This window comes from Paracoccus stylophorae (assembly GCF_028553765.1).
Lineage (GTDB): Bacteria > Pseudomonadota > Alphaproteobacteria > Rhodobacterales > Rhodobacteraceae > Paracoccus > Paracoccus stylophorae.
Window position 1 is genome coordinate 1,186,450 of the sequence record NZ_CP067134.1, and the last position, 11,972, is coordinate 1,198,421.

At 67.3% G+C, this 11,972-nt stretch carries 11 protein-coding genes; 5 read left to right on the forward strand and 6 right to left on the reverse strand.

Translation table 11 applies throughout. The features are described from left to right. Window positions 1-68: 68 nt before the first annotated feature. A complete protein-coding gene (gene ligA / locus JHW45_RS05850; RefSeq protein WP_272859994.1) occupies window positions 69-2,270 on the forward strand; it encodes an NAD-dependent DNA ligase LigA in 2,202 nt (733 codons plus the stop codon). Continuing rightward, window positions 2,267-4,369, forward strand: a complete 2,103-nt coding sequence (gene recG, locus JHW45_RS05855; protein ID WP_272859995.1) for an ATP-dependent DNA helicase RecG — start codon at window positions 2,267-2,269, stop codon at window positions 4,367-4,369. The genes ligA and recG overlap by 4 nt, the downstream gene beginning before the upstream one ends. A gap of 296 nt (window positions 4,370-4,665) precedes the next feature. Here the strand turns inward: recG and JHW45_RS05860 are convergent, their stop codons facing one another. Beyond that, window positions 4,666-5,109, reverse strand: coding sequence for an iron-sulfur cluster assembly scaffold protein (locus JHW45_RS05860; RefSeq protein WP_272859996.1), 444 nt, complete (start codon window positions 5,107-5,109; stop codon window positions 4,666-4,668). A gap of 62 nt (window positions 5,110-5,171) precedes the next feature. On the opposite strand from JHW45_RS05860, the gene hisI reads away from it, so the two are divergent. Further along, a complete protein-coding gene (gene hisI, locus JHW45_RS05865) occupies window positions 5,172-5,534 on the forward strand; it encodes a phosphoribosyl-AMP cyclohydrolase (RefSeq protein WP_272859997.1) in 363 nt (120 codons plus the stop codon). Between the two features lie 25 nt (window positions 5,535-5,559). On the opposite strand, the gene gluQRS is transcribed toward hisI, so the two are convergent. From gluQRS to JHW45_RS05880, 3 genes are all read right to left on the reverse strand, one after another. Further along, window positions 5,560-6,426, reverse strand: a complete 867-nt coding sequence (gene gluQRS / locus JHW45_RS05870) for a tRNA glutamyl-Q(34) synthetase GluQRS (RefSeq protein ID WP_272859998.1) — start codon at window positions 6,424-6,426, stop codon at window positions 5,560-5,562. Beyond that, window positions 6,408-7,745 carry a methylenetetrahydrofolate--tRNA-(uracil(54)-C(5))-methyltransferase (FADH(2)-oxidizing) TrmFO gene (trmFO, locus tag JHW45_RS05875; protein ID WP_272859999.1) on the reverse strand — a complete coding sequence of 446 codons (1,338 nt, stop codon included), beginning with the start codon at window positions 7,743-7,745 and terminating at the stop codon, window positions 6,408-6,410. The genes gluQRS and trmFO overlap by 19 nt, the downstream gene beginning before the upstream one ends. 115 nt (window positions 7,746-7,860) lie before the next feature. Next, window positions 7,861-8,502, reverse strand: a complete 642-nt coding sequence (locus JHW45_RS05880) for a 50S ribosomal protein L25/general stress protein Ctc (RefSeq protein WP_272860000.1) — start codon at window positions 8,500-8,502, stop codon at window positions 7,861-7,863. A gap of 223 nt (window positions 8,503-8,725) precedes the next feature. Between JHW45_RS05880 and JHW45_RS05885 the strand changes: the two genes are divergently transcribed. Next, complete coding sequence (locus JHW45_RS05885) at window positions 8,726-9,679, forward strand: acyltransferase family protein (RefSeq protein WP_272860001.1); 954 nt, start codon at window positions 8,726-8,728, stop codon at window positions 9,677-9,679. Between the two features lie 42 nt (window positions 9,680-9,721). Here JHW45_RS05885 and JHW45_RS05890 read toward each other — a convergent pair whose 3' ends face one another. Together JHW45_RS05890 and JHW45_RS05895 are read right to left on the reverse strand one after the other, a co-directional pair. Continuing rightward, window positions 9,722-10,888, reverse strand: coding sequence for an alpha-hydroxy acid oxidase (locus JHW45_RS05890; RefSeq protein ID WP_272860002.1), 1,167 nt, complete (start codon window positions 10,886-10,888; stop codon window positions 9,722-9,724). Window positions 10,889-10,946: 58 nt separating this feature from the next. Further along, a complete protein-coding gene (locus tag JHW45_RS05895) occupies window positions 10,947-11,222 on the reverse strand; it encodes a hypothetical protein (protein ID WP_272860003.1) in 276 nt (91 codons plus the stop codon). A 110-nt stretch (window positions 11,223-11,332) separates the two neighbouring features. Between JHW45_RS05895 and JHW45_RS05900 the strand changes: the two genes are divergently transcribed. Beyond that, complete coding sequence (locus JHW45_RS05900; RefSeq protein ID WP_272860004.1) at window positions 11,333-11,920, forward strand: TetR/AcrR family transcriptional regulator; 588 nt, start codon at window positions 11,333-11,335, stop codon at window positions 11,918-11,920. Window positions 11,921-11,972: the final 52 nt, after the last annotated feature.

Sequence of the window (11,972 nt, forward strand, 5' to 3'; positions counted from 1 at the left end):
CCACGGGTGGCTGGCGCCCGTCGGATCGGGCATTTTCGGGCAGGATCGCAGGAACGGGACGAACGACGATGGCGCGCAGCAGGGGACAGGATCGGGACGCCGCGATCGGGGATCGCGCCCCCGCCGAGGGGCTGAGCGCGCAACAGGCCGCGGATGAGATCGCGGATCTGACCGCGCAAATCGCCCAGGCGAACGAGGATTATCACGGCCGCGACGCGCCCCAAATCACGGATGCGGAATACGACGCGCTGAAACGCCGTCTGGCCCAGCTTGAGCAGGCTTTTCCCGATCTGGCCGCGCCCGACAGCCCCACCGGCAAGATCGGTGCGGCCCCGTCCGAAGGCTTCGGCAAGGTCACGCATGCGCAGCGGATGATGTCGCTGGCCAATGCCTTCGACCGCGACGAGGTGGTGGATTTCGTCCATCGCATCCGCAATTTCCTGAACCTGCCCGCCGACGCGCCGCTGGATTTCACCGCCGAGCCGAAGATCGACGGGCTTTCGCTGTCGCTGCGCTATGAAAAGGGCAGGCTGGTGCAGGCCGCGACGCGCGGCGACGGCACGGTGGGCGAAAACGTCACCGCCAATGCAAGCATGATCGCGGACATCCCCGACCGGCTTGCAGCCAAGGCGCCCGGCATCGTCGAGATCCGGGGCGAGGTCTATATGTCGCACGACGATTTCGCGCGCCTGAATGCCGGCGGCACGGGCCGGGTCTTTGCCAATCCGCGCAACGCCGCCGCAGGCTCGCTGCGCCAGCTTGATCCGCAGATCACCGCCCAGAGGCCGCTGAAGTTCTTTGCCTATGGCTGGGGCGAACTGTCCGAGCCGCTGGCCCGGACCCAGATCGAGGCGATCGCGCGGCTGGACCGATTCGGCTTTCGCACCAACAGCCTGACCCGGCTTTGCCACGATGCCGACGGGCTGATTGATGCCTGGGCCGATATCGAACAGCAGCGTGCGACGCTTGGCTATGACATCGACGGCGTCGTCTACAAGGTCAACGATCTGGATCTTCAGGCGCGTCTGGGTTTTCGCTCGACCACGCCGCGATGGGCGCTGGCGCATAAATTCCCGGCCGAGACCGCGTGGACGCGGCTGAACCGGATCGAGATCCAGGTCGGGCGCACCGGTGCGCTGTCGCCGGTGGCGCGGCTGGAACCGGTGACGGTGGGCGGTGTGGTCGTGTCGAACGCGACGCTGCACAACGAGGATTACATCGCCGGGCGCGACAATACCGGCGCCCCGATCCGCGAGGGGCGCGATATCCGCGAGGGCGATTGGGTCAAGATCTATCGCGCGGGCGACGTGATCCCCAAGATCGCCGATATCGACCTTGCCCGCCGGCCGTCGGGCAGCCGCCCCTATTCGTTTCCGACGCGCTGTCCCGAATGCGGCTCGGACGCGATCCGGGAACCAGGCGATTCCGTGCGCCGCTGCACCGGCGGTCTGATCTGCCCCGCGCAGGCCATCGAGAAGCTGAAACATTTCGTCAGCCGCGCCGCCTTCGACATCGAGGGGCTGGGCGCGCGGCAGATCGAGATGTTCTTTGCCGACGATATCCTGCCGATCCGCGAACCGGCCGACATCTTCACGCTGGCGCGCCGCGACGCCGCGAACCTGACAAAGCTGAAGAACCGCGAGGGTTTCGGCCCGCGCTCGGCGCAGAAGCTGTTCGACGCGATCGAGGAACGGCGGACCATCCCCTTGAACCGGTTGATCTTTGCGCTTGGCATCCGGCATGTGGGCGAGGTGGCCGCCGCCACGCTGGCGCGGCATTTCGGCACATGGGACGCCCTGATCGCGGCGGTCGATGCGGCGGCGCGCGAACCCGCCTTCGCGGCCGGCGACGACAAAACCCGGCGCGCGGCCTTGCCCGAAAGCCCGAACTGGGCCGACCTGACCGGCATAGACGGGATCGGCGCGGTGCTGGTCAATTCGCTGGTCACGACGTTCCAGCAACAGGCCGAACGGGCCAGTATCGACCGGCTGACCGCGCAGCTGACCATCCTGCCCGACCAGACGCAGACGGCCCGCGATACCGAAATCAGCGGCAAGACCCTGGTCTTCACCGGCACGCTGGAGCGGATGACCCGCGCCGAGGCCAAGGCCGTGGCCGAACGGATGGGCGCCAAGGTGGCGGGATCGGTCAGTTCCAGGACCGATCTGCTGATTGCGGGACCGGGGGCGGGGTCCAAGGCCACCAAGGCCGCCGAACTGGGCGTCACCGTCATAGACGAGGATGAGTGGCTGCGGATCGCGGGACAATGACGCAGCCCAAGGGCCGGCCTCCGGCGCTGTTTCCGCTGTTCGCCTCGGTCGAGACACTGCCGGGGATCGGCCCCAAGGGGCAGGCGGCGCTGGCCCAGATGGGGATCGAGCGGCCGCGCGACCTGATCCTGACCCTGCCCGGCAGCGGCGTCACCCGCCGGCGCATCGCCCGGATCACCGAGGCCCGCGCGCCCGAAATCGTGACGCTGACCTTGACCGTCGGCCGCCATCACCCGCCGACCGTGCGGGGCCGCCCGTGGCGGGTGCACTGCACCGACGATCATGGCGGCGACCTGTCGCTGGTATTCTTCCATCCCCGGCGCGACTGGATCGAAAGCCAGCTGCCGACCGGTCAGCGCCGCGTCGTCAGCGGCAAGCTGGAACTGTTCGACGGGCTGGCGCAGATGGTCCATCCCGACCACATCCTGCGCGACAGCGACGCCCCCCTTCCGGCCGAGTTCGAGCCGGTCTATCCGCTGTCCGCCGGGCTGACACAGCGCGCGATGTCCGGGGCGGTCGCGGCGGCCCTGACGCGGGTGCCCGCCTTCGAGGAATGGATCGATCCGCAGGTGCTGTCCGCGCGCGGCTGGCCCGGCTTTGCCGACGCGCTTGGCATGGCGCATCGGCCGGAATCGCCGCGCGATCTGTCGCCGGACAGCCCGGCGCGGGCGCGGCTGGCCTATGACGAGTTTCTGGCCCATCAGATGACGCTGGCGCTGGTGCGGCGCGAAAAGCGGCGGTCGCGGGGGCGGGCAAGCACGGGCGACGGTCGGCTGCGCCGGGCGGTGCTGAACAGCCTGCCCTGGCCGCCCACCGCCGCGCAGATCCGCGCGGTCGATGAGATCGCCGCCGATATGGCTGGCGACCACCGGATGAGCCGGCTGTTGCAGGGCGATGTCGGGGCCGGAAAGACGCTGGTGGCGATGCTGGCCGCGCTGATCGCGGTCGAGGCGGGCGGACAGGCGGTGCTGATGGCCCCGACCGAGATCCTGGCCCGCCAGCATGCCCGCGCGCTGGAGCCGCTGGCGCGGGCGGCGGGCGTGCGACTGGCCGCGCTGTCCGGGCGCGACAAGGGCGATCTGCGGGCGCAGTTGTTACAGGATCTGGCCGAGGGGCGGATCGACATTCTGGTCGGCACCCATGCGGTGTTCCAGAAGGACGTGCATTTTCAGGATCTTCGCCTGGCGATCATCGACGAACAGCACCGCTTTGGCGTGGCGCAGCGGTTGCAGTTGTCGGCCAAGGGTCACGCGCCGCCCGACATGCTGGTGATGACGGCGACGCCGATTCCGCGGTCTCTGGCGCTGACGCAATACGGCGATCTGGATCTGTCGGTGCTGGGCGAAAAGCCGCCCGGACGCCAGCCGATCACCACGGTGATGATCAGCGATCAGCGGCTGGACGAGGTGACAGCCCGTCTGCGCCGCGTGCTGGATCAGGGGGCGCGCGCCTTCTGGGTCTGTCCGCTGGTCGAGGAAAGCGAGGTCAGCGACCTGACCGCCGCCGAGGCGCGGTTCCAGTCGCTGCGCGCGCAGTTCGGCGACCGGGTGCGGCTGATCCACGGCCAGATGCCGCCGGAACAGCGCGACGCGGCGATGGCGGATTTCGCCGGCGGGGCGGCTTCGGTCCTGGTCGCGACGACGGTGATCGAGGTCGGCGTGGACGTGCCCGAGGCGACGATCATGGTGATCGAACGCGCCGAAAGCTTTGGTCTGGCGCAGTTGCACCAGCTGCGCGGGCGGGTCGGGCGCGGGCGCGGCGCCTCGACCTGCGTGCTGATGTATCACCCGCCCTTGAGCGAGGCGGGCGCGCGCCGGCTGACCACCCTGCGCGACACCGAGGACGGGTTCCGCATCGCCGAGGTCGATCTGGACATGCGCGGGGCGGGCGACGTTATCGGCACCGCGCAATCGGGCCTGCCGCGATTCCATATCGGCGATCTGGAACATCAGGCCGGGCTGATGGCGGTGGCGCGCCAGGACGCCCGCCTGCTGCTGGAGCGTGACCCGACGCTGGACAGCCCGCGCGGCCGCGCCCTGCGCCTGCTGATGTGGCTGATGAGCCAGGACGAGGCGATCCGGCTGATCGGCATCGGTTAGGCATTTCTTAGGATGTTCTTAAAAAGTTCTTTACAGCGCCGCGCGGATATGGGAACAAAGAGGCAACAGAGAGGAGTTGCCCAATGCCGCACCGCTTCACGTCCCGCGAATTTCTCAGCGACGCCCTTGGCTTGGCCGCGCTGTCCGTCACCACCATCGTCGTGCTGTGGCTGCCCGCAATTCTTCAGGCCTGATATCTGCCCCGCGATGCACCCCGGCGCCTTCGCCTGTGCGCCGACCTGTCCTGCTTCGCGCAACTGGACGGCCCTTGAAAGGGTCGTCTTTTTTTTTGTGCCTCAGGCGGCGGCCAGCGCCTGATCGATCGCCTCAAGCGTGGCGTCCCATGCCAGCAGGATCGAGGCGTGGCGATTGGGATATTCGCGCGCGGGCAACAGCGCCTCCAGATCCGCGAAAGGCGCTGCGGGACCGTCGCCGCCATCGGTCAGCATGGCGCGCAGCTGATCGCGCGTGGTCTGGATCTCGGCCCGGTCCCGCCCGATCACCGCGCTTCCCAGCACCGCGGCCGAGGCCTGTCCCAGGGCGCAGGCCCGGACCTGTTGCGCGAAATCCCGGATGCGCCCATTCGCAAGCGCGACATCGACCGTCACCGACGATCCGCATTGCGGAGAGCGGCGCATGGCGCTGCCATCGGGCGCATCCAGCCGGCCCTGATGCGGAATCGCCGTCGTCAGCGCCAGAATACGGCGCGAATAAAGCTGCATCAGGTCGCTGTCGGCCATCGGTTCTTCCCCGCGCGGTCCATCCGTCCTAGATAGGTGCGGCAGTCGCGAAAGGGAACCCGATGTTCGACCCCGCCAACCTTCAATTCGATCGTGACGGTCTGATCCCCTGCATCGCGCAGGACGCCGCATCGGGCGAGGTTCTGATGATGGCGTGGATGAACGCGCAGTCGGTGTCGCGGACATTGCAGACGGGGCGCGTGACCTATTGGTCGCGGTCGCGCGCGGCGTTGTGGGTCAAGGGTGAAAGCTCGGGCCACGTGCAGGAACTGGTCGAGCTGCGCATCGATTGCGACCGGGACTGCCTGCTGGCCCTGGTGAACCAGACGGGTCCTGCCTGTCACACCAACCGGCGCAGCTGTTTCTATACTTCGATCCGCGAGGGCTCTGAACAGACGATCATGCAGCCGGTCGAAGGGGGCTGAGCGGGCTGTCCGACGCGAATGACGGTTACAGGCCCACGGCGCGGCGGATGTCGTCCGGCGTCGCCCCGTCCTTGCGGAACGCGCGGATGGCGCGGGCATCGTCGCGCTTGGCAAGGCGGTGGCCGGCATGGTCGCGGATCAGCCGGTGGTGATGATACAGCGGCGTCGGCAGGTCCAGCAGGCGTTGCAGCAGCACGTGGATCCAGGTCGAGTCGAACAGATCCCTGCCGCGCGTGACCACGGTGATGTTCTGGGCGGCATCGTCCACCACGACGGCAAGGTGATAGGATGTGCCCATACCCCGCCGCGACAGGATCACATCGCCGATCCGGTCGCGAAACTCATCGCGCGTCAGGATCTGGTCGCGATCCGGCCCGACGACCTCGTCGCGAAAGCGCAGATCGCCTGTCCCAAGCGCATCGAAGGCGCGGGCAACGTCCAGGCGGATGACATCGCCCGCCGCCGCATCCGCCATGTCGCGGTGGCGACAGGTGCCCGGATAGATCAGCCCGTCGGGACCGGCGGCCAGATCGGCTGTGTGCCGCGCCCCCTCTTGCGGCGCCGACAGGGCCGCGCGGATGTCGCCGCGCCGGCAGCGGCAGGGATAGCACAGCGGCGCAAGCCGGTGCAGCGCGTCGCGATAGGCGTTCATGCGCTCGGACTGGCGCAGCACCGGGCGCTGCCAGTCAAGCCCCAGCCACGCCAGATCCTCAAGGATGGCGGCCTCGTATTCGGGCCGGCACCGGTCGCGGTCGATATCCTCGATCCGCAGCAGGAATTCGCCCCGGTCCGCCGCGCGCGCGGCGACCAGCGCGGCATAGGCATGGCCCAGATGCAGAAACCCCGTCGGCGAGGGGGCAAAGCGGGTGCGTCTTACTGCGCGTCCAGCCATGCCTTGAAACCGTCCTTGGCGCGCTGCGTATAGGCCGGATAGCGGTCCTTGCGCCCCTTGCGGCCGCCGCGCATCTGGTCCAGCGGCGGGAACAGCCCGAAATTGACGTTCATCGGCTGGAAGGTCCTGGCCTCGGCGCCGCCGGTGATGTGGTTGACCAGCGCGCCGGTCGCGGTGGTGACGGGCGGCGGCCCCAGATCGCGGCCACGGGCCTGCGCCGCGGCCATGCGCCCGGCCAGCAGCCCCATCGCGGCGCTTTCGACATATCCCTCGACCCCCGTGACCTGACCGGCGAAGCGCAGATTGGGCCGGTGGCGCAGCCGCATCCGGTCGTCCAGAAGCGTGGGCGAATTCAGGAACGAGTTGCGGTGGATGCCCCCCAGCCGCGCAAAGCTGGCCTGTTCCAGACCGGGGATCATGCGGAACACCTGCGACTGCGCGCCGTATTTCATCTTGGTCTGAAAGCCGACGATATTGTAAAGTGTTCCCAGGGCGTTATCGCGGCGAAGCTGAACCACCGCGTAAGGCTTGTCCTGGGGCCGGTGGGCGTTGGTCAGCCCCACCGGCTTCATCGGCCCGTGGCGCAGGGTTTCGCGGCCGCGTTCGGCCATCACCTCGATGGGCAGGCATCCGTCGAAATAGCCGGCGGTCTCGCCTTCGCGGAACTGGGTCTTCTCGGCCGCCAGCAGCGCGTCGATGAACGCCTCGTATTGCGGCTTGTCCATCGGGCAGTTGATATAGGCGCGACGCTCGGCCTCGGTCGCGCCCTTGTCATAGCGGCTTTGTTCCCATGCCACGGACATGTCGATCGTGTCGGCATGAACGATGGGCGCGATCGCATCGAAAAACGCCAGCGCGTCGGTGCCGGTCAGGTTGCGGATCGACGTCGCCAGCAGGTCCGAGGTCAGCGGCCCGGTGGCGACGATCCAGTTGCCGTCCTGCGGCAACTCGGACACCTCTTCGGTGCGGATCTCGATCAGCGGATCGGCCCGCAGGGCCTGGGTGACGGCGCGGGCGAATTCCTCGCGGTCGACGGCCAGCGCGCCGCCGGCGGGCAGCCGATGCCGGTCGGCCATCGCCATGATCAGCCCGCCGGCCGCCCGCATTTCCCAGTGCAGTTGTCCGACCGCGTTCGTCACATCGTCGTCCGAGCGGAACGAGTTCGAACAGACCATCTCGGCGCAATCGCCAGTCTTGTGGGCGAAGGTGGCGGTGTTGGGGCGCATTTCGTGCAGGATGGCGGGCACGCCTGCCCGCGCGACCTGCCACGCGGCCTCGGACCCGGCCAGTCCGGCGCCGATGATATGGACGGGCTGCATGCGCGATCTCCCTGATATGCACGGCCGCATCTGCTAGCAGCGGCGGCGGCAATTGGAAAGGGCGGCGCCAGCGGCACCGCCCTTGATGTCGTGCCGTGCCCGAAACGGGCCGGGCCTATTCCTCGACAGGCTCTTCGGCCGGCGCGGCCTCTTCCGTCTCGGTGTCCTCGTCATCGCTGGAGCGCAGCGCCGACGGGGCGGCGATATTGGCGATCACGAAGTTCCGGTCGATGCTGGGCCGGGCGCCGGCGGGCAGGTCCACATCGCTGATATGGATGCTGTCGCCGACCTCGCGGCCGGACAGATCGACGGTGATGTGATCGGGAATGTCGCCCGCCGTCACGACCAGTTCGACTTCGGGGCGCACCGTGACCAGCGTGCCGCCCTTGCGCAGGCCGGGGCAGTCGTCATGGCCCACGAATTCCACCTGGATGAACAGGTTCACCTTCGAGGTGCGGCGCAGGCGCATGAAGTCGATATGGATCGGCAGATCCTTGACGACATCCTTCTGCACGGCGCGGCAGATGACGCGCACATCGTCCTGACCGTCGACCTTCAGGTTCCACAGCGTGGACATGAAGCGACCGGCGCGCAGCTTGGTCAGCAGGTTGTTGAAATCGAACGCAACGGCGACCGGGTCCTTGTGGTCGCCATATACGATGCCGGGCACCTTGCCTTCGCGGCGAGCTTGGCGGGCGGCCCCCTTGCCTGTCCCCGCGCGTGCCTCGGCCATCAGATCAGGGATCTCTTTGGCCATGATAATCGTCCTAACAGTTGTGAACGCCGCCATCCTCCAAGGGTGCATGACGGCAGGATGCAGGGCGATACTGCGAAATCGCGCGCAAGGAAAGCCCCGTTTTCGCTTTCCCCCGTGAAATGTTGACTAGGCGGATTGTTGCCGATTAGGGTGAAGATCTGATTCGTACAGCGTTATCCAGTTCAGGGGTCCCATGCAGCCGGCATATCCGCGATATCATGGTGTGGACCTGCTTCGTGTGATCCTTGTCTGCGGCGTGGCGGCCGCGCATGCCGGATTGCTGACCGGGCACGATGACGGCTGGTTGGCGATCTTCGGTCTTGGCATCCTGCGATCCGTGGTTCCGGCCTTTGCGGTGGTGTCCGGATACGGGGTGTATCAGACTGTCCGGCGCGACAGGCTGAAGGGGTGGACCATCGGGCTGCTGCTGCTTTACCTGATCTGGTGCGTGATCTATGCGCCGCTCTGGCTGCGCGATGTCGGCAGCGTGGCGGACCTCGTGCGGATGCTGATCATGGGTCCGGCGCATCTGTGGTATATCGCCGCGCTGTTGCAGTCGATCGCGCTGATGCTGGTGCTGTTTGCATTGATCGGCGACCGGCGGCGCGCGACGAGGGCGATCCTGCTGATCGCGGTCGCTTTCGCGCTTCTGGACGGGGTGGTGCAGTACGGGGTGCTGCTGCAACTTCTGGATCCGGGGCTGGCCGTGTTCCATTCAGGCGCGCTCTATCTGTTTCCCTTCGTGGCGATGGGCTATCTTCTGGCCCATGTCATGGACGGTCGCGGGCGCGATTTCCTGCCGCCGGCCCCATGGCTGTGGCTGGGCGTGATCGTGCTGTCGGTGCTGCGCCTGGTCGAGGCGATCTATTTCGCGTCCCTGTCGAGTGGGGACAAGCTGATCGCGCCCGAATTTCCGCTTCTTGCCTATGCCTATCCGCTGGTCGTCGTGCTGGCGTTCATGCGGCTGCGGATGCCGCAGCCCAATGTCGATCTGGTGACGCTTTCGGCGATGATCTATCTGATGCATCTTGGGGTGATCGTGGCGGTGATGTATGCCGGAGTGAACGATCTGTGGGTGAATTTCGCCGCCTCGGTGCTGATCCCGTCGGTTCTGGTGGTCGCGACGCCCGGCATCCCGTGGATGGGGTTTCGGCAACGGAAACGCGCCACAGCCTGACAACGGCCGCCTGCCGCTGCCAAGCCGCGCGACTGTGGCTGGCTAGGCGCCGTATTCGGTTTCGAACCCCTGCGGTATCAGCAGGTTGTGCCGCCCCACATCGGTCACCTTGCGTTCGCCGCACAGGGCCATGCTGACATCCAGCTCCTTGCGGATCAGCTCCAGCACGGCGGTCACGCCGGCCTCGCCCATCGCGCCCAGCCCGTGGATGAAGGCGCGCCCGATCCAGGTCGCATGCGCCCCAAGCGCCAGCGCCTTCAGCACGTCCTGTCCGCTGCGGATGCCGCTGTCCATGTGGATCTCGACCCGGTCGCCCACCGCCTCGACGATATGGGGCAACATGCGGATCGCGGACAGCGCCCCGTCCAGCTGCCGTCCGCCGTGATTGCTGACCACGATCGCGTCGGCACCGAAATCGGCGGCGATCCGTGCATCCTCGGGGTCCATGATGCCTTTCAGGATCAGCTTGCCGCCCCACATGTCACGGATCCTGGCAATCTTGTCCCAGTCCAGCCGGTCGTCGAACTGCTCGGCCGTCCAGCTCATCAGCGAACTGGTATCGCCGACGCCCTTGGCGTGGCCGACGATATTGCCGAACTGGCGCCGCCTGGTGCGCAGCATTCCCATGCCCCACCGCCATTTCGTCGCCAGATCCATCATCACCGGCAGGGTCAGGCGCGGCGGCGCGGTCAGCCCGTTCTTCAGATCCTTGTGCCGCTGGCCCAGGATCTGCAGATCCAGCGTCAGCACCAGCGCGCTGCAATTGGCGGCCTTCGCCCGGTCGATGATGCCGGCCAGAAATTCCTGATCCTTCATCACGTAAAGCTGGAACATGAAGGGCGCGGTCGTGTGCGCGGCCACATCCTCGATCGAACAGATCGACATGGTGGACAGCGCGAACGGCACGTTGAACCGTTCCGCCGCGCGCGCGGCAAGGATTTCCCCGTCGGCATGCTGCATCCCGGTCAGCCCCACCGGCGCCAGCCCCACCGGCATCGCGACCGGCAGACCGACCATCTCGGACGCGGTCGAGCGGTTGGACATGTCCACCGCCACCTTCTGGCGCAGCTTCAGCCGCGCGAAATCGGTCGTGTTCTCGCGGAATGTCTGTTCGGTATAGCTGCCCGATTCGGCATAGTCATAGAACATCCGCGGCGTTCGCGCGCGGTGCAGGGCCTTCAGATCGTCGATGCAGGTGATGATGGGCATGGATGGCCTCCGCAGGATGGGCAGAACAAGGTTTAGCGGGTCGCGCGGCCCCGCACAATCATCCGCCTGCCGCCCGCATCCTGTCGCGCGCGTCAGGCTCGATCACCGGCCCGCGCAGCGTGTCTGCCCGCTGTCGCAGGGCGTCGGCACGATCCTCGGTCCGTGTGCTCACGGCGGCGGGGCTGCCTGTTGCGGCGGTCGCGTGATCGGGCAGCCGCGGTTCCGCCAGGATCGCCTCGGTCGGCAGCAGGTTTGGATAGTCTTCGCCATCGCTGCCGCAGGCCGCGAGGGTGAACAGGATGGCAAACGCGGCGCAGCTTCGCAGATGTTTCATGGCGTGCAGGTTACGACTGAAGCCGCGGCCCGGCAACGGCCTGACTTGCGGGGCGGGTCGTCGGCTGACAGGGCTTTCCGACGCCGCGCCCGCGCACTAGTAAGGCGGATATGGCACGCACCCAGGGTTCCCGCAGCGAGATCACCGGCCCGCTTATCCGCGAAAAGTCCCGCAAGCTTTTCGCGCGGCACGGCTATGCCGCCGTGTCGATGCGCCAGATCGCCTCGGCGGTGGGCGTGCAGGCAGGCGCGCTTTACGCCTATACCGCCGACAAGCAGGCGTTGCTGTTCCAGCTTCTGGAAAGCCACATGCAGACCCTGCTGGCCGCGTGGCAGGACGATGCGACCGCCGATCCGCTGACGCGCCTGGAACGGTTCGTGCGCTTTCACATCGATTTCAGCCTCGATCATTCTGACGCGGTGTTTTTGTCCTATATGGAACTGCGCAACCTGACGCCCGAGAATTACCGTGCCATAGCCGCCTTGCGCGGCCGGTACGAGGCGCTGCTGGAGGGAATCCTGCGCGACGGGATCGAGGCCGGGCTGATGCGGATCGCGGATCGCAAGCTGGCGTCGATGGCGCTGATCGCGATGCTGACCGGCGTCACCACCTGGTATCAGGAGGGGGGGCGGCTGGATCGCCGGCGGATCGGCGACATCTATTGGAGCCTGACGCGCGGGGCCGTGGGCGCGGATTGATCCGCGACGCAGCCGTTGTCGCCATCGCCCCGTTCCGCCGCTTGCCGCCGCG

What these genes read in the sequence shown, in the direction of transcription:
- JHW45_RS05900 (WP_272860004.1), top strand. Translation starts at nt 11,333, where the DNA reads ATGGCACGCACCCAGGGTTCCCGCAGCGAGATCACCGGCCCGCTTATC.
- gluQRS (WP_272859998.1), bottom strand. Translation starts at nt 6,426, where the DNA reads ATGGCTGGACGCGCAGTAAGACGCACCCGCTTTGCCCCCTCGCCGACG.
- trmFO (WP_272859999.1), bottom strand. Translation starts at nt 7,745, where the DNA reads ATGCAGCCCGTCCATATCATCGGCGCCGGACTGGCCGGGTCCGAGGCC.
- recG (WP_272859995.1), top strand. Translation starts at nt 2,267, where the DNA reads ATGACGCAGCCCAAGGGCCGGCCTCCGGCGCTGTTTCCGCTGTTCGCC.
- JHW45_RS05890 (WP_272860002.1), bottom strand. Translation starts at nt 10,888, where the DNA reads ATGCCCATCATCACCTGCATCGACGATCTGAAGGCCCTGCACCGCGCG.
- JHW45_RS05860 (WP_272859996.1), bottom strand. Translation starts at nt 5,109, where the DNA reads ATGGCCGACAGCGACCTGATGCAGCTTTATTCGCGCCGTATTCTGGCG.
- JHW45_RS05880 (WP_272860000.1), bottom strand. Translation starts at nt 8,502, where the DNA reads ATGGCCAAAGAGATCCCTGATCTGATGGCCGAGGCACGCGCGGGGACA.
- JHW45_RS05895 (WP_272860003.1), bottom strand. Translation starts at nt 11,222, where the DNA reads ATGAAACATCTGCGAAGCTGCGCCGCGTTTGCCATCCTGTTCACCCTC.
- hisI (WP_272859997.1), top strand. Translation starts at nt 5,172, where the DNA reads ATGTTCGACCCCGCCAACCTTCAATTCGATCGTGACGGTCTGATCCCC.
- ligA (WP_272859994.1), top strand. Translation starts at nt 69, where the DNA reads ATGGCGCGCAGCAGGGGACAGGATCGGGACGCCGCGATCGGGGATCGC.